Source organism: Acidicapsa acidisoli, assembly GCF_025685625.1.
GTDB classification, from domain to species: Bacteria; Acidobacteriota; Terriglobia; order Terriglobales; family Acidobacteriaceae; genus Acidicapsa; species Acidicapsa acidisoli.
This window is the reverse complement of record NZ_JAGSYI010000003.1, coordinates 339294-361141: the sequence shown is the minus strand read 5'-3', so window position 1 is coordinate 361141 and position 21848 is coordinate 339294. Positions and strand designations below refer to the sequence as shown.

Genomic DNA, 21848 nt, shown 5'->3' with positions numbered 1-21848 from the left:
AAGCACGGTCATGAGCAAAAGCGCGGGTTCTCGCGGCCTGATCCACACCGCGTGGCTGGAAAGCGCAAAGCCAGTTCCGCAGCGAAAATTGGGCCAATTCATACCAATACATACCCAAACCGGACCGTTTGCGGACCAAGACGCCGGATAGCATGAAAGTATGGCTTTTTCTCACTTTTTTTCACCCCAGATCGTCACCCGGCGCGCTTTAGTGAAAACAGGTATTTTCGGCGCTGCTGGATTAATGCTCTATTCCACCGAAATTGAGCGTTATCGGATCGATGTGACCGAGGCCGAGGTGCGCCTCCGAGGCCTGCCCGCCTCGTTCGATGGCGTCCGTGTCGTACAAATCAGCGACATCCATCTGGACGAATTCACGGAGCCGTTTTTCCTGCGCCAGGTGGTCGACAAGATAAATAGCATGAAGCCCGATGCAATCCTGCTGACCGGCGACTTTGTCAGCGATGAGCCTCGGTCTAAAGCCTTTGCTAACCGCGCAGCGTGGGAGTGTGCGAAGATCCTCAGCGAACTCCATTGCCGGCAACTCTACGCAGTGATGGGCAACCACGACGTAGCCGTCGGAGCGCCGAGCGTCACGGAGGCATTGACGGCCAGCGGCATCCTCGTCCTGAACAACGGGTGCCTGCCGATTGAACGCTTTGGGGAGAGAACCGGCGGCCGAATCTGGCTCGCGGGACTCGATGATCCATTTGAAGGCCTTCCGGACCCCGATTTGGCTATTCCCGCTTCGATCCGCAACCGTCCGAACGAACCGGTCATTCTGATGTGTCACGCGCCGGATTACGTAGACGACCTTATCGCAACTCCAGCGGGCCGGGCAGTAGATCTCATGTTGAGCGGTCACACCCACGGCGGCCAGATCCGCATGCCCTTTGTCGGCCCTATGAGCCTCCCGCCGATGGGCCGGAAGTACGTCGAAGGCTGGTTCCGGTTTGGAAGGATGCAGCTCTATGTCAATCGCGGAATAGGCACCGTCGAGCTACCAATACGATTCGCGTGTCCACCGGAGATTTTGCATATGACCCTGCGCAGCGCCTGACCAGTCGATCCGAATGATCGACCAGACGAACCTCAGTCGGCCGCGACCGGAACAAGCCTTGAAATTCGGTGCATTAAAGGAGTCAGAAGGATGGTAAAGAGCGCCAGCGCCGGTCCTGCCGTAATCATCCAGGCCACTACCGCATGTCCGAAAAGGCCGCTCATCTGCACCAGCGAGTGCCAGGGCGCAGCCTCGATCTGGAGCAGGAGCTGAGCAGGATTGAAAGCGACCGATTCGCCGCGGAAGAGCCAGTGACCGAGGCGCAGGAAGGGAATCAACAGCACGACCTGGAGCGGCATCGCGACCCAGTTCGCTGCCTGGATCGCCGGCATATTCAACCGCAGCATCATTGCCAGCAACGCGCAGATGGCCGTCGTCACGCCCAGCAGCGGAATGCAGCCAATGGCAAAGCCCAAAGCCAGTGTAAAAGCAAGCTGCCGCGGCGCCAATCCGCACTGAAGCCACTCCAGAATCTTCTCCTGCGCAGCCTCGAAACGGCGCGACAGCGGAGAACCAGATTGCAGAATGCGCTGCATACCCTATGAGAGTACGGACCGCATAGTTTAGTTGCGTTGGACGGGAAGTCAATATTCGTTGAATAGGAAAATCCGGACCAAGTTCGTTACCGGCATTTCAATTTGGAACGCCCAATGTTAGTCCGATGAAATTAACAGCCCGATGACTTATCCAATGCGCGATCCGAACCCCGGCTCGAGCCTGCCAAGAAGCCCGCGTTTCCTCAACGTATTCACCACTAATTCGATCTTGAAATCCAGTGAATCGGCCCCATCCACCACCAGATCGGCAAAATCGATCAGCGGCCTTACAAACGCCAGACTGCATGGCCGGACCGTGGCGGCATACTGGCGTCGCACCGACTCCGGATCGCGGCCACGCTCCTCAATATCCCGCTTGAGCCGCCGCGCAAAGCAGATGTCATCCGGCGTATCGACAAATACGCTGAGCTGATACAAGGGCCTCAATTCGGGAAAGTAAAGCGCAAACAGCCCCTCGACCACCACCAGCGAACCGCGGCGAATCGTCTCCGTCTTGCCGGGGATGCGTGTAAACTCCGCAAAGCTGTAAAGCGGCCGCTCGATGCTGTGCCCTTGAGAGAGTGCCTGGAGATTGCTGGCAAGCAACGGAACGTCGATCATTGCCGGGTCGTCGAAGTTCTGCAACGCGCGCTCTTCCACCGGAAGATGAGCCAGGTCGCGGTAGTACGTGTCGAGCGGGAAATGCAAGCCGCCCAGCGTCCGCGCCAGCTCCGCCGCCAGCGTCGTCTTGCCCGACCCCGAAGCGCCGGCCACAGCCAGCATCACCGGAGGGAAGGGAAGCCGGCCGGATTCCCCGGTTGTGTCGCTTCGATCAATCACGAAGCGGTCTCCATCTGCGTTGCGGCAATAGCCGGAACCAGCCGTTCAAAAAGCCGCGCCAGCTTGTGCTGCACCCGGCTGCCCGCCTCGAAGACTTCCTCGTGGCTAAGCTGCGTCGCGGAAATCCCCGCGGCCAGGTTCGTTACGCAGGAGATGCCAAGCACCCGCATACCCATGTGCCGCGCCACAATCGTTTCAGGCACAGTTGACATGCCCACCAGGTCCGCGCCCAGCGCGCGAAACGCCCGAATCTCCGCTGGCGTCTCAAAGCTCGGCCCCGAAGTCGCCAGATACACGCCCTCATGCAGCGCTTCACCGCCAGACTCGGAAATGGTCCGCGCAGCCTCCTGCGCCAGCCCGCGAAGCTGCACCGAGTAAGCCTCCGTCATATCGAAAAACCGCAGCCCCGATCCCGGAACCTCACCAAAACGCGGTTCATTCGGCCCCACCAGCGGATTGAACCCCAGCAGATTGATGTGATCCGCCAGCAGCACCAGCTGCCCGATCTGGTAATTCGAATTGATTCCTCCGGCAGCATTGGTCAGAATCACCGATTCAATCCCCAACCGGCCCAGCACCCGCATGGGAAACGTAACCTGCTGCGGCGTATATCCCTCGTAATAATGCACCCGCCCCTGCATCACAATCACCGGCACGCCGCCCAGTAGCCCAGCGACAATCCGCCCCGAGTGCCCTTCGACAGTCGATTGTGGAAAGTGCGGAATCGCCCCGTAGGCAACGAAAACAGGCGAAGACACAGCATCGGCAACAGCCCCAAGCCCGGAGCCGAGCACAATACCAATGCGCGGCATGAGCGCGCCGAGTTTTTCGCGAAGGAAGTTCGCTGCTTTGTTGGCTTGGTCGAAATAGGAAGGAAGTGGAGAGGAAGTCATAGAACATACTTTATCCGCCGACAGGTGTTGCGGTTCCGTCGCATTGAACGCGCGGAGCTACTTGGGCAGAAGATACTCCCTTAAATGGTTGAAATTCAGCGCCTCTAGCCCCGATTCTCCCAATTTTGCGACCAGACGCGCATCGTCGGTCACAATCAGGAAGCGGGTAGATACTTCTGCAAGAGCGCAGTCGGTTAGCCCTAGATAGCGAAATTCAGGGCGCTTCGCCGCCTGGAAGCTCGCAACGGTCAGTTCCTCGATATTTTCAAAGACTTGCAAGAACTCCGACAAACACTCGCCCTTGGTCGACTCGGGAAGATCGTTGGTAAGATTGCTTACTTCGGTAAGAACATGCGCCGTCGTAACGGACTTTGCAAATGCAGACCTCAATCGGATCAGCAGATTGAAATCCTCCGGAGTATATTTCGATAGCTTATTGTACTTGCCGTCCCCAATTAACCGCGTATCATAAGAACCCACCAAATATAGAAGCAGAAGGTTCGCGTCGATCAGAAGTCCTTTGGATTGATATCTTTGCAGAAGAAGTTCGACGTACGAACTCATTGCTTCCAGACTTTCAATGCTTCAAGCGTACCCGTGGACTTATCAATCTCAAGTCTCTTGAAAAGGCGAGATTCCGCTCCCATAACGGCTGCGAGGGTTGTCGGCTCGCCGGATTTGAACGACAGAACGACGCTCCAATGTAAGTCACCATACGGCTCGATTTCCTCAAGTCGGATGTCCTTCGCCTGCGGATAAAGACTTTCGACGGATGTCACGGCAGTTTGGACAGCTTGTTTCATATCGATCATATTTGTTCCCCGCCGAAATTCTAGCAGGAAGACACCTAGGAAGAAATCTGCCTAGCCTGCTCTACCTACCCCAGAAATATCCCGGCAGTCGACGCCGAAAATCAGATTCGCCATCTCCTGTACCTATATCAGCGGCTTCCCCAGCAGATTCGCCCGCATACTCTGGTTCTGCGGATGAATTCGAAAATTCCCATAAAGTAGCTCCCGCAACACCGGAGTAGGCCGCCCATACCAGCTCGCCCACGACAGCGGAGTTTCTCCATTCGCATCCTTCGCGTCGACAATGGCCCCGGCATCTTTCAGCATACGGATCGTCTCCACCTTGCCAAACGCAGCCGCCCGATGCAGCGGAGTCTCGCCCTTCGTCCGGCAATCCCGCATGAAAGCCCCCGTCTCGACACCAGGCTTCGTCGCCACATTCGGATTCGCGCCATGCGCCAGCAACACCGTCAGCACACGGTCGTAGACCACGCGGTCAGTTTTCGCCAAAGCATTGTGCAGCGGTGTCTCGCCCGTCTCCGCATCTGTCCAGTTTGCGTCGGCACCCTGCTCCAGCAGGAACTGGCAAAGCCGCCAGTGACCGTGATAGCTTGCGCCGCCAATGCCGAGATCCTCGCCGAGAGCCGTCAGGTTGGCTCCATGTGAAAGCAGGAAATGAATCGCGCTGACATCCCCGTAATACGCACACTGCTGCATTAGCGAGACGCCGTTTTCATCCGTGAAGTCTGCGGAACACCCGGCTTCCAGCAAATCGAAAACCAGTTCCGTGCGCCCCTCGGCCAGCTCCAGCAACCAACGGTCTTTCGCAGAATCGCTCATCGGGAAACCCTCACGAAGAGCCTACCCCAGAAACATCCCCGCAATCGACGCAGAAATCAGATTCGCCATCGTCCCGGCCAGCATCGCCCGAATCCCCAGTCTGGCCAGATCGTTGCGCCGCTCCGGCACCAGCGCGCCGATGCCGCCGATCTGCATTCCCACCGAGCCAAGATTCGCAAAGCCGCAAAGCGCAAAGGTCGCAATCGTAAACGAGCGCGGCGCCAGTGTAGCCTTCTGCGCGCCCAGCGCAATATAGGCGATCACTTCGTTCAGCGCCATGCGCGTGCCCAACAGATTCCCAATCGCCCCCGCATCATGCCACGGAACTCCGATCAGCCATGCCACCGGCGCAAACACAAACCCAAGAATCTGTCCCAGGCTCCCCGGAAACCAGAGATGCCCCGCATGAAACCAGCCCAGAATGCTATCCAGCAGCGCCACCAGCGCCAGAAAGCTGATCAGCATGATCCCCACATTGAAAGCCAGCTTGCCGCCATCCAGTGTCCCGCGGGCAATCGCGCCGATGAGATTCTCGTCCTTGTGCTCCTCGTTTTTGGGCATCACCACACGGCCCTCGGTAGCGGGAACGCCAGTCTCCGGCACCAGCATCTTGGCCATCAGAATCGTTCCCGGCGAAGTCATGATCACCGCCGACAGCAGATGCGACGCGTCGATACCCTGCGATATATACATGGCCATGATGCCCCCCGAGACATGCGCCATCCCACTCGTCATAATCGTCATCAACTCGCTGCGCGTCGCCCCGGCCAGAAACGGCCGGATCGTCAGCGGAGCCTCCGTCTGGCCCATGAAGATCGAAGCCGCCACATTCATACTCTCCGCGCCCGAGATGCGCATCGTCTTGAGCATCAGCCACGCCAGCCCGCGAATGATGATCTGCATCAGACCAATGTGGTACATCACCGCGAAAAACGCGGAGATGAAGATGATCGTCGGCAGCACCTGAAAGGCAAAGATCGACCCGGCGTTAGGATGGGCCGTGTCAGAAATCAGCGCTCCGAACCGTCCCGCGTTGGGCAGGCCCAGCTCTCCGAACAGCACCGCAGTGCCCTTGTAGGTCGCGGCCAGCATATTCTGCACCACGCCGCCGGCGCTCGACATGAACGCCTGTCCGTAACTGAAGCGCAGCACAAGGAATGCGAACGCGAATTGCAGCCCCAGTCCCCAGTACACCGTCCGCCAGCGAATCGCCTTGCGGTCAGTCGAGCCCAGCCACGCCGCAAGCAGCACGGCAACAATTCCCAGCACCCCAGTGAATCTCTCCAAAAGGCAAGCTCCTTAAACACGCACTATGGGCGCTTCTTGTGAATGGATTGCTTATTACCTTACAGCATTGCGCAGGTAGATTTCGGCGTCGTCTTGGGTAAAGATCCGGCTCACCAGCGGAACCGTCTCCGGCTTGGTTGCCGAAAACACAATCGCCCGCTTCAGCAGCGATTCCGGCTCGGCAAGCATCGCCTCGCGCGTCGCATAGAGCGTAGCCAGCGGCTGGCCTTTCTCGACAAACGCCCCACGCCGCGCATGAAAGTGAATCCCGGCATGAGGATCAACCGGCTCACCGGCCTTTTCGCGTCCCGCGCCCAGCCGCTGCACAGCCCATCCAAGCATCGTTGTATCCATGGATGAAATAAAGCCTGTCTCCAAAGCCTCAACCACCCGCGTCGCGCCCGGTTTGTGAAAGTGCGCGTCATCGAAAGCCAAAACATCCCCGCCCTGCGCCGCAATCATCTCTAGGAAAATCCGCAGCGCAGAGCCATCGACAATCGCTCCTTCAGCCCGCGCATATCCCGCCTCAGGCGTCTCCGCCTGCCCGCCCAGATGGATCATCCATCCCGCCAGAATCAGCGAAAGCTCACGCAGATCCTCGCTCTCAACCGGGCGATTCCCGCGCATCAACCCCACGCACTCCGCCAGCTCAATCCAATTCCCGGCCATCGCACCCAGCGGCTGGCCCATATCCGTCATCAGCGCGACGGTGCGCGTTCCGGCAGCCTCAGCAGTCGCCACCATCAACGCGGCGAGATACTCTGTATCCTCCCGCTTGCGCAGAAACGCCCCGGAACCGGTCTTCACATCCAGCACCAGAGCATTCAACCCGGCAGCAAGCTTCTTGCTCAAAATCGAAGCACAGATCAGCCCCGGACTCTCGACCGTCCCTGTCCTGTCGCGCAGCGCATATAACACGCGATCCGCGGGCACCAGCGCAGGCGTCTGGCTCACAATCGAAGCCCCGCATTTCTGCAGCACCGCCTCGAACTCCTCCAGTGTCAGAGCTGTCCGATACGCGGGAATCGCCTCCAGCTTGTCCAGCGTCCCGCCCGTATGCCCCAGCGCGCGCCCGCTGATCATCGGCACCGCCACGCCACAAGCCGCGGCGATTGGAGCTACAAGAAAGCTAGTCTTGTCGCCAACGCCGCCTGTCGAATGCTTATCGACAGCGACCTTGCCCAGCCGCGACGGATCGAACTTCGCCCCCGAGTCGCGCATCGCCACCGTCAGCGCGCGAATCTCATCCAACTCCAGTCCATTCAGCCACGCAGCCATCAGCCACGCCGAAAGCTGCTCCAGCGGAATGCTCTCGCCTGCGGCACCGCACACCAGGAAGCCGATCTCGGCTTCTGAAAGCACACCACGATCCCGCTTCTTGCGGATCAGGTCAATCATGTGAATCGGCATATGAAGATGACCAGACGAATCAGACAAAAGCGAACCTCACAAATCGGATCTGGGAACTACTTGAGCTGCAAATCAAAACCATAGGGCAGTATCTCGCCAATAGGCAATGTCACCGCCGCAACCGCCCCGGCTGCGCCGCCGGGAAAACGGACCAGCGCATCCGCATCCATGAACTCAGCCAGCACCTGCCGGCATGCTCCGCACGGCGGGCTCGGCGCATCATTGAGATTCACCACCGCCACTGCCCGCACTCGAATCTCTGGGCCAAACTGCGCCACAGCCCGCACCAGCGCAGACCGCTCCGCGCAGATCGTCAGCCCGTAGCTCACATTCTCGACATTAGTCCCCGTGACAATTTGTCCATTCGTCAACAGCAGCGCCGCGCCCACGCGAAACCTCGAATACGGCGAATACGAGTGCTCCGCTGCGGCAATCGCTGCGTTCTCCAGTTCCTGCATTCCGGAAACCTCTCTTCGCCCATTCTAAGTCCAACGCCCGATTACGAACCGCCCCCGTTACCCACTCAAGTTTGTCCGCCCGCCTCCGATAAGGCCACTGTGCTTAAAACGGCCCGGATGGATGCCCAATGGATGAACTGACACGAGAGTTCCTGATCGAGAGCCAGGAAGGCCTGGACCGCATGGAGCGCTGCCTCACAGATCTCGAGGAGCGCCCCCACGACACCGAGTTGCTGGCGGATATCTTCCGCTCTGTCCACACCATCAAAGGCACCACCGGCTTTCTCGGCTTCAAGCGACTGGAAAAGCTCGCCCATGCCGGAGAAAACCTGCTCGGCCTGCTCCGCGACGGCAAATTGTCGGCCAACCAGCCGATCATCACCGGCCTCCTGCAACTGCTCGACGCTCTGCGCGGCATCCTCCGCACCATCGAACTCGAGAATCACGAAGGTGAAGCCGAAGACGGGCACGTCGATGCCGCATTAATCGCGCTCCTCAAAGAACTGCAACAGCCTGAAGCCGCAGCCATCACGCTCTCGGCCAAAGGCAAAGTCATCTCAGCCGGTCCAACCGAACTGGCCGAGCCTCCTGCCCATCTGATTCACGCCGGTTCCAAAACAGCTCCGCCCGCCATTCCTGATCCGGAAACAGCGCCAGCACCTCCCGCTTCCGAAGCTCCGGTAGCACTCGAACAGAGCCAGGAAACCGGCAAACCAAAAGGCGCAGCCTCCGACAGCACCCTGCGCGTCGATGTCGTCCTGCTCAACCGCATGATGAACCTCGTCGGCGAACTCGTCCTCACCCGCAACCAGATCCTCCAGGCCACCTCGCTCGACCCCAACTTCACCATGCTCTCCCGCCGGCTCGATATGGTCACCGCCGACCTGCGCGAATCCGTGATGAAGGCCCGGATGCAGCCGGTTTCCAATGTCTTTTCGAAGTTTCCCCGCATCATCCGCGACCTTTCGCAGCTTCTGAACCGCAAGGTCCGCCTCGTCATGGAAGGCCAGGAAACCGAGCTGGACAAGAGCCTTCTCGAAGCCATCAAAGACCCGCTCACCCACGCCGTCCGCAACTCGCTCGACCACGGCATCGAGATGCCCGACGTGCGCGCCGCCGCGGGCAAAGACCCCGAGGGCACGCTCAAGCTGCGCGCCTACCAGGAGGGCAGCCACGTCATCATCGAGGTCTCGGACGACGGCGCAGGCATCAGCGTCGACCGCGTCCGCAAAAAAGCTCTGGAGCGTAGCCTCATCACCGCCCAGCGCGCCGCGCAACTCGGCGAACGCGAACTGCTGCAACTGATCTTCCTGCCCGGCTTCTCGACCGCCGAAGCCATCACCAACGTCAGTGGCCGCGGCGTCGGAATGGACGTCGTCCGCACCAACGTAGAAAAGATCGGCGGCAAAGTCGAAATAGACTCCCGTGCAGGTCAGGGAACGACCCTGCGTCTCAGAATTCCGCTCACCCTGGCCATTGTCCCCGCATTGATCGTCCGCAGCCTCGGCCAAAGCTTCGCGCTTCCGCAAGGCGCGCTCTCGGAACTCGTCCATATCGCTCCAGAACAAGTCGCAACCGCCATCGAATGGCTCGAAGGCACGCCGCTCTATCGCCTTCGCGGCCAACTCCTGCCGCTCATCTTCCTCGACCGCCTGCTTTCACCGAACCTGCAGGCAGCGCGCCAGGCCGAATCCAGATCAGACGAGCCAATGTCCGAACACGATCAGTTCATCGCCGTGCTCGATGCCGATGGCCGCCGCTACGGCCTCGTCGTCGATGGCCTTGCCGACCCCGAAGAGATCGTCGTGAAACCCCTGAGTTCCGTCCTCAAATCCATCGGCATATACTCCGGAGCCACCGTCCTCGGCAGCGGAGACCTCGCCCTCATTCTTGATCCCGGCGCCATTGCCACTCGAGGCGGCGTGGCGATGGGCAAAGCCGAGGTGAAAATGGAGTTGTCGCGGGAAGACGAAGAAGTCGAAGCCGCAGCCTCCAAGTTCCTGCTCGTCGAGGCTGGCCCGCGTCGCGCAGCCATCCCGCTAGACGATGTCATCCGCATCGAGCGCATCCCATTCTCGCGCGTCGAGTACATCGGCTACCGTCCGGTCCTCAACTTCCAGGGGCAATTGCTACCCATCGAAGACTCGGCAGGAGTCATCGCCTCAACCGCCGGCAATCCCACCGCTGAGATCATCGTCGTAGTCTGCCGCGAGGGCAATCGCCAGGTCGGCATCGCCGTCAGTCACGTCCTCGATGTCGGCGCAGGCGGAGAGCTCTTCGAGGCCGGATCGCAACAACCAGCCTCGGGCGTTACGCTGCTCAACGACCACGTCACCGGCATCGTCGATCTCAGATCCATTCAGCCGCTGCCCATCGCTTCCCAGTCGGATTTCGACCAGAATTCGGAATGGAGCTACGAGGCAGAACCCCTCCCGGAGGTACGCTCATGAGCGCCAGATCAACCGCAAAATCAACTTTGGCGCTTCGCAAAGGAGCCGCCGCGCCGGTAATGCTGGAGATGTGCTCCGTTCGAGTCGGGCCAACGCTCTTCGGCCTTCCCATCACGCACATTCTTGAGATTCTCGGCAACGCCCGTTCGCAGTCCGTTCCCCTCGCGCCCGAATTCGTCGGCGGCCTCGTCCACTATCGCGGCGAGGTCCTCACCACCGTCAGCCTGCGCCAACTCCTCGGACTTCCCGGCAAAGAAATGCAAGGCGCAGACACCCGCCACGACATTCTCGTGCTCGAAAGCGCCGGCGGCTGCTTCGGTCTCCTCGTCGACTCAGTCGGCGAAGTGCTCACCGTATCCTCGGCCGACCACGAACCGAACCCATCCACGCTCGAAGGACGCCGCAGCGTTCTCTTTGCCGGAGCCTACAAGCTCCCGCAAGGCCTGCTCGTCATGCTCGATCCCGAGCAGCTAGATCCCATGCGCCTCGGCGCGACTGCAGCTTAGAAGGTTTTGAACGGCCCCCTCAGGGAGATGGAATGCGCGAGCAAGATCCGCAAATTATGGCCCGTGCGAAGGAGAAACAATGCGTGCATTGATCGTCGATGACTCGCGCTTCGTGCGAGATTACCTGCGTGGACTGCTCGAAGCCAAAGGAATCGAGTGCGAAGAGGCCACCGACGGCTGGGCTGGCCTCATGCAACTGCAAAACGACGCCCCCTTCGATCTCGCGCTGGTCGACTGGAACATGCCCGTCATGGACGGACTGTCCATGCTCAAGAAAATGCGGTCCGAGGGCTTTTCCGACATCAAGGTCATGATGGTCACCACCGAAGCGGAGAACGAATTCATCACGCTCTCTCTCGACGCCGGTGCCGACGAATACCTGATGAAGCCATTCGATAACCAGGCCCTCACCGAAAAACTGGCCATGCTCGGATTTGCGGAGGCCTGACGTCTTGATACCCCAACCGACACCCGCAGCGCCGCCACGGCCTGCCCGCATCCTCATCGTCGATGACTCCGCCGTCATGCGCGCCCTGCTGCGAAGCGTCGTCAGCTCCGACTCGCGCCTCGAAGTCGCGGGCACCGCCTCCGACGGCGCATCCGCGCTTCGCGTCATCGACTCGGTGCGTCCCGACCTGATCCTGCTCGACGTGGAAATGCCCGTCATGGACGGCCTCAGCACGCTCCGGCAAATTCGCGCTCGGCCTACCCGCATTCCTGTCATCATGTGCAGTTCACTGACCCAGCGCGGAGCCCAGGTCACCATCGAAGCACTGGCCAGCGGCGCCTCCGATTACGTAGCAAAACCCACCGGACAGCCCTCCCGCGAAGCAGCGGTGCAAGCGCTGGCTCAGGATCTCGTTCCAAAGATTCTCGCTCTCACCGCACTGGGCAGCCCATCGCACGGCTCCGCCAGAGGACACGCCTCGGCATTTCCTTTATCATCTCCTGCCGCGCCTCCGCGCACACCAGTCACCGCAAATCTCGCGTTCTCCACCCCTCCCCAGCAACCGCCATCCGGATTCGCGCCCGCAGCTGTTCTAATCGGCGTCTCCACCGGCGGTCCCGCCGCGCTCGATCTCCTGCTGCCCGGTCTACCGGCTGCCTTTCCGCTTCCAATTCTCATCGTGCAACATATGCCAGAGCTCTTCACCAAACATCTCGCCGAACGCCTCGACAGCCGCTGTCCTCTCCGCGTCCACGAAGCCGCAGAAGGCGAGCCGGTCCGCCCCGGCCACATCTACATCGCCAAAGGCGACTGGCACATGGAAGTCTCCGCTCACAGTGCCATGCCGGATCACCATTCATCCTCTGCGCCGGTCCTGCGCCTCACCCGCCAAGCCCCTGAAAATCACTGCCGTCCCTCCGTCGACGTCCTCTTCCGCACCGCCGCGGCCGTCTACAGCGGACGCCTCCTCGGAGTCATCCTCACCGGCATGGGCCACGACGGCCTCGCCGGCAGCCGCATCCTCCGTCAGCACGGCGGCGTCCTCCTCGCGCAGGACGAGCCCACCAGCGCCGTCTGGGGAATGCCCGGCGCAGTCGCCCAGGCCGGACTCGCCAACCGCATCCTGCCCCTCAACGCAATCGCATCAGAGATCCTCCGGCTCTCAGCCCGGAGCCAACGCGAAGCCCCTGACCTTCGGGAAACTGATCCTCGGGAAGCTGGAGCTTCTGGAATCGGCTGGGTGACACCGTGAATTCCAATCTGTTCGCAAAGCCCCTTCCCGCGAAGCCTCTATCCGAACCGTCCGCGCCAGCGTCGTCGCCATATACGGCCGCAATCGATTACGCCTACCTGCGCCAACTCGTCTTCGAACACACGCAAAACGTCCTCGACCCCTCGCGTGACTACCTCTTCGAAACCCGCCTGAGCAAGCTCGTCCGCGCACACGGCCTCGCCAGCATCGAAGCGCTCATCCAGCACCTTCGCCTCAAGCGTGACCCGGCACTCGAACGCGCGGTAGCCGAGGCCATGACCATCAACGAAACCAGCTTCTACCGCGACAGCCGCCCCTTCGAACTGCTCCGCACCGAACTGCTCCCCGCGCTCATCGAAAACCGCCGCGACACCCGCACCCTCCGCATCTGGAGCGCCGCCTGCTCCACCGGCCAGGAAGCCTACTCGACGGCCATGCTGCTCCTCGAGCACTTCCCGCACCTGGCCAACTGGAACGTGAGAATTGAAGGCACCGACATCTCCGCCGAAGTCATCCAACGCTGCCAGGCAGGCACGTACCACCGAATCGAGATGAACCGCGGCCTTCCCGCCCGCAATATCGTCCGCTTCTTCCAACACCACAGCCAAGGCGATCACGGCGAACACTGGTCAGTGAAACCCGAACTGCGCAACCTCTGCAACTTCCGCCAGGCCAACCTGTGCAGCGACACGCTGCCCTTTTCCAGCCGCTTCGATGTAATCTTCCTGCGCAACGTAATGCTCTACTTCTCCCAGGAATCCCGCAAAAAGCTCCTGATCAACATTCACCGCCTGTTAGCTTCAGACGGCATTCTCTTCCTGGGCTCCAGCGAACAACCCGCCGACCCCACCATCTGGACCTCCCACTTATCCGGCGGCACCTGCTACTTCCGCCCAAGACAGCCGAGTTAAGAACTTGTACTAGCTTCGATAGCAGGGAGCTACCGAAAAGCTGGACTTTATGGCCATTCGCAGGTTGACGGCGCTTTAGCCTCATAAGGCGATCGCCCGTCCCTCCCGAATTGTGGCATCTCCATCTCGGGGTACGGCGCTGAGAACACCTCCGGTGAGTTATGAAACTTTCGGAAGAGGGCGAAGACATAACGCATCCGTTCTTCGATCTTGGCCCAGTTTTTCGCCGCGGTCGGGGTCGGGATGCCTGGAAGGTCTTCGCCGACAGTTAAGACTTTCTCGCCGATCTCATAAGTCATCAATCTCCGGGTTGCGCAACGCCTTATGATGAACGGCATCGCGCTCCGTATGTATGGCTCGAGCCGAATGTGCTCATGGTAGACAATCTCGCAGTTGCCCGCGATCATTTCCGCGCGCTTCGTCTCCAAATCGTTCGAGTCGAAGGCCGCGAGGTAAGAACGAAATGCAGTCGCGAGCCGATCCTGGCCATGCCGTTCGGTCGAGCCTGGCCGCAGACCTGCAAAGAACGCCTCTCGTCCCTCTCTCGTGGCGTCATTTTCGAGCAATTCCAGAAACCGCGCTGACTGCTCCCCGATGTCTTGAAGCACAGTTTGATTACCCTGAAGAATAAGCCTCGCCGCCTTCTCGCGGCTCCAGATCGCGATCTGCCGTCCGGTCCAGCCGCCGGTAAGCGTTCCGATGCCCGCTCCGATCACCGCTGTGGAGTAGTAAGGACCCCAGTGGAGCCAACGCCCGGCGAGAACCCCCGTCGCGGCACCGATCACGCTACCCACGACGCCTGCCGTCGTGGTTGCGTTGACGATCGCGCTGTCGAGGTCTTCTTGTCTGATTGTCACGCCCGCTTTTCGCGAGCCCCAGACTGCCCATGAGTGGAAGTTCGGCCCGCCCTCGCGCCCTAGCCTATCGGCGAGCGCCTCGGAGAGTAAGTAGTGCAGCCTCGTTATCGATTGGTTGGATCGCGCCAGGTCCGGCTCGGTACAAGCGTCCTCGATCGCAGTGATCCACCGCTCGGAAATCGTCATGCAATCAGTATCAGGGACTGCGATGCGCGTATACAACACCGTCGCTATGACGCAGCAAGATTAGAGGCAGCACCGTTGGGTCTATCCTTGAAAATACCGATGGCCCCGCGCAAGCCCATCCCGAAACCAGCGCCCGAAGCACCCACCGACCCCTTCGCCAGCTTCCACCCCGTAACCGCAGCCTGGTTTCGCGAAGTCTTCGAAGAGCCAACCGCACCGCAGCGTCTCGGGTGGCCAGCCATCGCACGCGGCGAAAGCACCCTCATCCTCGCCCCCACCGGCACCGGCAAAACGCTGACCGCCTTCCTATGGTGTTTAGACCGCCTGATGCTCCAGCAGCGCCCAGCAGGCCCTGGCTGCAGAATCGTCTACGTCTCCCCACTCAAAGCCCTCGCCGTCGATGTCGAGCGCAACCTCCGCTCCCCGCTCGCTGGAATCGCCAACATGGCCCGCCGCATGGGCGTCCCGGTCCACGACCCCGAAATCAGCATCCGCACCGGCGATACCACGCAAAAAGACCGCGCCCGTTTCCGCCGCACGCCGTCCGAAATCCTGATCACCACCCCGGAATCGCTCTACCTCCTCCTCACTTCGCAATCCGCCGAATCCCTCCACACCGTAGACACCGTCATCATCGACGAAATCCACGCCCTCGTCCCCACCAAGCGTGGCGCACACCTCGCCCTGTCCCTCGAACGCCTGCAAGCCCTCACAAGAAGAAACATCCAGCGTATCGGCCTATCAGCCACCCAGCGCCCACTCGAAGAAGTAGCCCGCTTCCTCGGCGGCGTAGAAGTTCCCGCGACTGAAACCAAGAACCCAGATGCTTTGAAAGGGCGCGGCTTTAGCCGCGCCACCAGCGAGCCAGAAAATGCGGGCTTTAGCCCCCGAGGGAATGACTCCAAAGCCGATTCACCAGATGAACTTATTCTTTCGCAGGAGATTCTGTCCTCCGAAACCGAATCCTGGTCCGCCGACATCATCGAAATCAGCAACCTCCACTACCGCCCCGTAACCATCGTCAACGCCAGCGCCCCCAAGCAACTAAAACTCTGCATCGAAGTCCCAGTCGAGGACATGGCGCGCCTCGGCCAACAGGAAGAAATCCCATCCGGCCCAGCCAGCCAGACCCCCAAACGCGTCTCCATCTGGAACGCCATCCACCCGCGCCTTCTCGAAATCATCCGCGAACGCACCTCCACCATCCTCTTCGTCAACAGCCGCCAGGTAGCCGAACGCCTCGCCGGAGCATTGAACGAGCTGGCGGGCGAAGACATCGTCCGCGCCCATCACGGCTCCATCGCCGCCCCACAGCGCCTCATCATCGAAGAGCAGCTAAAAGCCGGCAAACTCCGCGGCCTCTGCGCCACCTCCACCCTCGAACTCGGCATCGACATGGGCGCCGTCGATCTCGTCATCCAGATCGAATCCCCACCATCGGTAGCCAGCGGTATGCAGCGCATCGGCCGCGCCGGCCACTCCGTCGGAGCCGTCAGCGAAGGCGTCATCTTCCCCAAATACCGCGCCGACCTCGTCGCCTGCGCCGCCATGACTCACGCCATGCACGAAGCGCACATTGAATCCACGCGCTTCCCGCGCAACCCCCTCGACGTCCTAGCCCAGCAAATTGTAGCCATCGTCGCCCACCCACCCAACCTTCCGCCACCAGAGAAGACCACCCGCAAACGAACGCTGAAGCCAAAATCCCGTGCCTCCACCAGAAAACCCCTCTTCGCCGAATTTGAAGGCCAGAACGGCGAAGAATTCGAAGCCAAAACCTCCCAGGATTTCATCCCAGAACAAGCCACGGAAGTCAGCTTCGACGACCTCTTCCGAATCGTCCGCAGCGCTGCACCCTTCGGCGGCCTGACCCGTTCCACCTTCGAAAGCGTTCTCGATCTCCTCAGTGGCCGCTACCCCTCCGACGAGTTCGCCGAACTTCGCCCGCGCCTCACCTGGGACCGTGTTCGCAACGTTCTATCCGCGCGTCAGGGAGCAACCCGCCTCGCCATTCTCAACGCCGGAACCATCCCCGACCGCGGTCTCTACGGTGTCTTCCTCTCCAACAGCGAAGGCAAAAGCCTGCGCGTCGGCGAACTCGACGAAGAGATGGTCTTCGAGTCCCGCGAAGGCGAGACCTTCATCCTCGGCGCAACCACCTGGCGCATCGACGAAATCACCCACGATCGCGTCCTCGTCTCACCCGCCCCTGGCGAACCCGGCAAAATGCCCTTCTGGAAAGGCGACGGTCCCGGCCGCCCGCTCGAATTCGGCCGTCGCATCGGCGCCATGGTTCGCGAACTGCGAGCGATGCCCCTGCCCGCCGCCCTGACGCGCCTCGTGACCGCCCACGACCTCGACCCCGGAGCCGCCGAAAACCTCATGCGCTTCCTCGCCGACCAGCACGAGGCCACCGGCCAGGTCTCCGACGACCGCAACATCGTCATCGAGCGCTGTCGCGACGAACTGGGCGACTGGCGCGTCTGCGTCCTCACCCCATTCGGCAGCCGCATCCACATCCCCTGGGCCATGGCCGTTGCTGCCCGCATCCGCGCAGCCGGCGGCCCCGACGTCGAAACCCTCTGGGGAGACGACGGCTTCGTCCTCCGCTTCCCCGACAGCGACGAACCACCCACCTCCGACTGGTTCATGGTTGAGTCCGCCGAAGCCATGTCCCTCGTTCTGCGTCAGCTCGGGGCCACAGCTCTTTTCGCAGGCCGCTTCCGCGAAGCCGCAGGCCGTGCTTTGCTTCTGCCACGCCGCCGCGCCGACGGCCGCGCTCCGCTCTGGCAGCAGCGCAAGCGCGCCTACGACCTGTTGAGCGTAGCCTCGCGCTACCCCGGCTTCCCTTTGCTTCTCGAAACCTACCGCGAATGCCTCCGCGACGTCTTCGACATGCCCGCGCTCATCGAAACCCTGTGCGCCATCGAACAGCGCCAACTCCGCGTCCACGTCGTTGATACCCGCACTCCGTCGCCTTTCGCGTCATCGCTCCTCTTCAGCTATGCAGCCAATTTCCTCTACGACGGAGACGCCCCACTCGCCGAACGCCGCGCCCAGGCCCTCACCATCGACCAGGACCAGCTCCGCGAACTGCTCGGCGAAGCCGATCTCCGCGAACTCCTCGACGGCGACGCCATGGCCGAAATCGAAGAGCAGCAGCAATGCCTTGTCGACCCCTATCGAGCCCGTTCCGCCGACGGCCTGCACGACCTGCTCCTCCGCCTCGGCGATCTGACGCGCGAAGAACTGGCCCTCCGTGTGACCGGTCCCGAAGTCCTCGAATCATTGGACCGCTTAATCCGCACTCGCCGCCTGTTAGAAGTCCGCATCGCAGGTGAAAAGCGCCTCATCGCCATCGAAGACTGTGCCCGTTACCGCGACGGCCTCGGCATCCCGCTGCCGCCCGGCATCCCCGCCGCACTCCTCGAACCCGTAGCCCAGCCCGTCATCGAACTCGTCCGCCGATACGCCCGCACCCACTGCCCCTTCACGCTCGAAGAAGTAGCCCGCCGCTTTGCACTCGACCCCGCGCAAGCCGAACTGGCGCTCAACCATCTCGCCACTGAAAACCGCATCGTAGAAGGTGGCTTCCGCCCCGGCGGCCTCCATAGAGAATGGTGCGACGCCGAAATCCTGCGCCTTATCCGCCGCAAATCCCTCGCCAAACTGCGCAAAGAAGTCGAGCCAGTCGAGCAGCAAACATTGGCTCGCTTCCTCACCCACTGGCAGGGCCTGCTCATCCCGCGCCGCGGCATGGACGCTCTTCTGGACGCAATCGAAAACCTGCAAGGTGCGCCTCTGCCAGCCTCGCTCATCGAGACCGCCATCCTGCCCGCCCGCATCGCGAACTACCAAGCCGGAGATCTGGATACACTGATCGCCGCCGGAGAAATCTCCTGGTCCGGCGTCGAACCCCTCGGCGAACGCGACGGCCGCGTAGCCCTCTACCTCGCCGACAAGATGCCGCTCCTCGCCGTCCCGCACCCCAGCAACACCATCCTCTCCGAAAGGGAAGAGCAACTACTGGCATCGCTCCAGAAATCCGGCGCCAGCTTCTTCACCCAGCTCCACGAGTCCGTCGGAGGAGGCTATCCCGGCGAATCCCTCGACGCTCTCTGGAGCCTCGTCTGGCGCGGTCTCGTCACCAACGACTCGCTGCACCCGCTGCGCGCCTACGTCACCCGCCCAGAATCAGTCCGAAACAACCGCAAGCAACACCAGAACGGGACATTCCGCTCCCGCCGCACCGTCCCAGCCACCGCGCAAGGCCGCTGGTCAATCATCGAAAGTCAAGCGCGGGTGACCCAGGTCTCGACTTTGAGACCCGGGATCTCCCCATCTACCACGGCATCTGAGTCCACTCCGAATTCCAGATCCCCGAAGGGTACGGGCTTCAGCCCGTACGTTAAGGAACCAAGATCAGACGGGGCTTTAGCCCCTGAGGCAAACCTTCCCACCACTACCGAATCCACCCACGCCCTCGCGCTCCAGCTCCTCAACCGCTACGGAGTCCTCCTGCGCGAGTGCGCCGCCGCCGAAAACATCCCCGGCGGCTTCTCCGCGATCTACCCCGTCCTCAAAGCCCTCGAAGAAAGCGGCCGCATCCGCCGCGGCTACTTTGTAGCAGGACTCGGAGCAACCCAGTTCGCCCTCCCCGCCGCTATCGACCTGCTCCGCTCACTCCGCAGCACACCGCAGCTTCCCGAAGGCACCAAGCCCGAATTCGTCCTCCTCGCCGCAACAGACCCAGCCAACCCCTATGGCTCAACCCTGAAATGGCCGGAACTCCCGCCCGAATCCGAAGATACCGAATCCGCCCCGCGCATCTTGACCCGCGCCGCCTACGCCCAGGTAGTCCTTTGCGCCGGACGCCTCGTAGCCTGGCTCCGCCGTGGCAATCCCAATCTGCTCGTCTTTCTTCCCGCAGATGAACCAGAACGTTCCCAAATCGCCGAAGGACTAGCCAGATTCCTCGCAGAACTAGGCCAATCCCGCCTCCAGCAGGATCAATCGAGCAGCCATCACAGCGGCTACCTCATCAGCACCATCAACGGCCTTCCCGTAGCCGCGCACCCAATCGCCCGCGCCCTGCAAGAAGCCGGCTTCCATCCCGGTCCGCTGGGCATGCACCTGCGCCGGCCAACAAACTTGCCGCCCCGCCCAGCAACTCAAGGACTCCAACCCAACCGACTCAGCCCAGAGCAGGCCGCAATGAACCGCCCCGCCCTGACCCGGCCTGATTAACAACAACTCCGGGTGCCCCATCCTTCGCGTAGTGTGCGAAGGGTGGGACCAACGAATGACCGCAGCGCAATCCCCGGAAAGGAGCCAATGCCCGAAGGAGACACAATCTTCCGCACTGCTCGCGCCCTGGGCCGCGCACTTACCGGCAAACCCATTACCCGATTCACCACCGAATACGCCCAGCTAGCCCGCGCCAACGACGACCACCCTTTCGTCGGCCAGACCATTACCCAAGTCGAAGCGCGCGGCAAATGGCTGCTTATCCATTTCTCAGGAAGCGGAGAGACGCCCGGAGCCATCCTGGCCACCCACATGCTCATGAGTGGAAGCTGGCACATCTACCGCCCCGGCGAGCGCTGGCAACAGCCCCATTCGAACGCCCGAATCATCATAGAAACGGCGGATTACCTGGCCGTAGGCTTCCGCATTCCCGTCGCACGCATGCATACGCCGGAGTCCCTCACGCGCGACCGCAAAATCCCGCAGCCTGCAAGCGACGTTCTAAAAGAAGAATTCAATGCCTCGGCAGCAATGGAACGCTTAAAGGCCCATCCCAACGAAGAAATTGCGGAAGCCCTGTTGCGGCAGAACGTTCTCGCAGGCGTAGGCAACGTCTTCAAATCAGAGATTTGCTTCCTCGAAGGACTGAGCCCATTCCAAAAGGTCGCCACGCTGTCGGACCGACAGCTCGAAAAGCTCGTAGCCACAGCCTGTCGTTTGATGGCCGCAAACGTCCTCGAAGACTCGGGCGACACCATCGCCACCTACAGCGGCAAGAATCGCCGTACCACTGGCAATGCCGATCCGGGCGAAAATCTCTGGGTCTACCGCCGCAACGGAGAGCCCTGCCGCCGCTGCGGCGAGCCGATCCAGAGGTGTCTCCAGGGCAAAAACGCCCGCAGTACTTACTGGTGTCCAATCTGTCAGCCGCTGACCTAATCTCGTGACCTGAATCCGAAACGATCCCGCAGTTTCGGGCCTAATTGCAGTCCTTTATTCGGACAACAACTAAGAACTGCGAAATCGAACAATCATACTTTTGCGCGAGGCTTTAGCAGCGTTAAGCTGATTAAGCCATGATCGCATTACGTTCGATGTTTCTAATAGCTGCATCAGGGATCTTGTCTGTCTTTGCGCTCCTAGCTCAAACAGAGACCCCGTCCATTCGGACTAAATCGACCATTGCAGACGATAGGGTCTTGAATATCCCCTACTCGGCGCAACGCCGTTTCACTTCTATCGACAAGGTAGCCGATGGAAAGCTCAGTCGAAGCGAATCGGGAGGCAATGAAGCGCGGGATTCTCAAGGTCGCACATACACCGCAGGTGAACGCAAGTGGACCTATATGGAAGGTAATAAGAGCATCCTTAAAAGCGAAATGTTATATCGAATTCACGATCCCGTTGCTAATACAGATACGAGATGGGACTCAAGCTTAAAGGAGACGAAGGTAATCCACTGGTCTCAGAAGATGTCGAATGATGACTCACAGTGCCACGCCGAATGCCTCGAATCTGCCACTAACACGCTATTCGACGCAGTTGAGAAACTTGGTGTAAAGACTATCGAAGGCTTTGTTGCGGAGGGCACGCGCCGCAGCTATACCGTTCCGGCGGGACTGGATCACAACAGCCAACCCATTTTAGTGGTTCACGAGGTTTGGTATTCCCCGGAACTTAAACTTGTGATCCTCGAAACCAATGATGATCCGCGCAGCGGAACGACGCGCAATGAATTGATACAGATCGTTCGCGGAGAGCCGGACGTTTCGCAGTACCAACCCCCGCGGGCTACATCGTTCATGAACTGCGATTGCCGTAGTGTTATAACGCAGCCGCGCCAGCCTCGGCCACGGCATGATCCTGATCGCTAGCA

19 protein-coding genes are annotated in these 21848 nt (G+C 60.7%); 9 read left to right on the top strand and 10 right to left on the bottom strand.

Features of this window, described 5'->3' with window-relative positions; genetic code table 11:
• Window positions 1-244 precede the first annotated feature (244 nt).
• Window positions 245-1060, top strand: coding sequence for a metallophosphoesterase (locus OHL23_RS19300; RefSeq protein ID WP_263353599.1), 816 nt, complete (start codon window positions 245-247; stop codon window positions 1058-1060).
• A gap of 32 nt (window positions 1061-1092) precedes the next feature.
• Here OHL23_RS19300 and OHL23_RS19295 read toward each other — a convergent pair whose 3' ends face one another.
• The 9 genes from OHL23_RS19295 to OHL23_RS19255 all read right to left on the bottom strand — a co-directional run bounded on the left by OHL23_RS19295 (window position 1093) and on the right by OHL23_RS19255 (window position 8115).
• The gene (locus OHL23_RS19295; protein ID WP_263353598.1) at window positions 1093-1596 is read right to left on the bottom strand and encodes a DUF2062 domain-containing protein; all 504 of its coding nucleotides are present in this window, start codon (window positions 1594-1596) and stop codon (window positions 1093-1095) included.
• Between the two features lie 147 nt (window positions 1597-1743).
• The gene (udk, locus tag OHL23_RS19290) at window positions 1744-2436 is read right to left on the bottom strand and encodes a uridine kinase (RefSeq protein WP_263353597.1); all 693 of its coding nucleotides are present in this window, start codon (window positions 2434-2436) and stop codon (window positions 1744-1746) included.
• Complete coding sequence (locus tag OHL23_RS19285; protein ID WP_263353596.1) at window positions 2433-3329, bottom strand: purine-nucleoside phosphorylase; 897 nt, start codon at window positions 3327-3329, stop codon at window positions 2433-2435. The genes udk and OHL23_RS19285 overlap by 4 nt, the downstream gene beginning before the upstream one ends.
• Window positions 3330-3386: 57 nt before the next feature.
• Window positions 3387-3893, bottom strand: a complete 507-nt coding sequence (locus tag OHL23_RS19280; protein ID WP_263353595.1) for a PIN domain-containing protein — start codon at window positions 3891-3893, stop codon at window positions 3387-3389.
• On the bottom strand, window positions 3890-4141 hold the full coding sequence (locus tag OHL23_RS19275) for a hypothetical protein (RefSeq protein WP_263353594.1): 252 nt from the start codon (window positions 4139-4141) through the stop codon (window positions 3890-3892). Before OHL23_RS19275 ends, OHL23_RS19280 begins: the two co-directional genes overlap by 4 nt.
• 123 nt (window positions 4142-4264) lie before the next feature.
• Window positions 4265-4960 (bottom strand): ankyrin repeat domain-containing protein, encoded by a 696-nt coding sequence (locus tag OHL23_RS19270; RefSeq protein WP_263353593.1) that lies wholly within the window; start codon window positions 4958-4960, stop codon window positions 4265-4267.
• Between the two features lie 21 nt (window positions 4961-4981).
• Window positions 4982-6247, bottom strand: coding sequence for a NupC/NupG family nucleoside CNT transporter (locus OHL23_RS19265; protein WP_263353592.1), 1266 nt, complete (start codon window positions 6245-6247; stop codon window positions 4982-4984).
• Between the two features lie 54 nt (window positions 6248-6301).
• A complete protein-coding gene (locus OHL23_RS19260) occupies window positions 6302-7684 on the bottom strand; it encodes a thymidine phosphorylase (RefSeq protein ID WP_263353591.1) in 1383 nt (460 codons plus the stop codon).
• A gap of 29 nt (window positions 7685-7713) precedes the next feature.
• A complete protein-coding gene (locus OHL23_RS19255) occupies window positions 7714-8115 on the bottom strand; it encodes a cytidine deaminase (RefSeq protein ID WP_263353590.1) in 402 nt (133 codons plus the stop codon).
• A gap of 128 nt (window positions 8116-8243) precedes the next feature.
• On the opposite strand from OHL23_RS19255, the gene OHL23_RS19250 reads away from it, so the two are divergent.
• The 5 genes from OHL23_RS19250 (at window position 8244) to OHL23_RS19230 (ending at window position 13682) form a co-directional block, all read left to right on the top strand.
• Window positions 8244-10565, top strand: coding sequence for a chemotaxis protein CheW (locus tag OHL23_RS19250; protein WP_263353589.1), 2322 nt, complete (start codon window positions 8244-8246; stop codon window positions 10563-10565).
• On the top strand, window positions 10562-11071 hold the full coding sequence (locus OHL23_RS19245) for a chemotaxis protein CheW (RefSeq protein ID WP_263353588.1): 510 nt from the start codon (window positions 10562-10564) through the stop codon (window positions 11069-11071). Before OHL23_RS19250 ends, OHL23_RS19245 begins: the two co-directional genes overlap by 4 nt.
• 79 nt (window positions 11072-11150) lie before the next feature.
• Window positions 11151-11519 (top strand): response regulator, encoded by a 369-nt coding sequence (locus OHL23_RS19240; RefSeq protein WP_263353587.1) that lies wholly within the window; start codon window positions 11151-11153, stop codon window positions 11517-11519.
• 4 nt (window positions 11520-11523) lie between these two features.
• Window positions 11524-12771, top strand: coding sequence for a protein-glutamate methylesterase/protein-glutamine glutaminase (locus tag OHL23_RS19235; protein WP_263353586.1), 1248 nt, complete (start codon window positions 11524-11526; stop codon window positions 12769-12771).
• Window positions 12768-13682: a CheR family methyltransferase gene (locus OHL23_RS19230; RefSeq protein WP_263353585.1), complete on the top strand. Its 915-nt coding sequence runs from the start codon at window positions 12768-12770 to the stop codon at window positions 13680-13682. The genes OHL23_RS19235 and OHL23_RS19230 overlap by 4 nt, the downstream gene beginning before the upstream one ends.
• A gap of 47 nt (window positions 13683-13729) precedes the next feature.
• On the opposite strand, the gene OHL23_RS19225 is transcribed toward OHL23_RS19230, so the two are convergent.
• Entirely contained in the window at window positions 13730-14725 is a 996-nt protein-coding gene (locus OHL23_RS19225; RefSeq protein WP_263353584.1) for a hypothetical protein, read from the bottom strand.
• 99 nt (window positions 14726-14824) lie between these two features.
• Between OHL23_RS19225 and OHL23_RS19220 the strand changes: the two genes are divergently transcribed.
• From OHL23_RS19220 to OHL23_RS19210, 3 genes are all read left to right on the top strand, one after another.
• A complete protein-coding gene (locus tag OHL23_RS19220; RefSeq protein WP_263353583.1) occupies window positions 14825-19972 on the top strand; it encodes an Lhr family helicase in 5148 nt (1715 codons plus the stop codon).
• An 87-nt stretch (window positions 19973-20059) separates the two neighbouring features.
• Window positions 20060-20911 carry a DNA-formamidopyrimidine glycosylase family protein gene (locus OHL23_RS19215; RefSeq protein WP_263353582.1) on the top strand — a complete coding sequence of 284 codons (852 nt, stop codon included), beginning with the start codon at window positions 20060-20062 and terminating at the stop codon, window positions 20909-20911.
• A 260-nt stretch (window positions 20912-21171) separates the two neighbouring features.
• Window positions 21172-21846 carry a hypothetical protein gene (locus tag OHL23_RS19210; RefSeq protein ID WP_263353581.1) on the top strand — a complete coding sequence of 225 codons (675 nt, stop codon included), beginning with the start codon at window positions 21172-21174 and terminating at the stop codon, window positions 21844-21846.
• Window positions 21847-21848 lie beyond the last annotated feature (2 nt).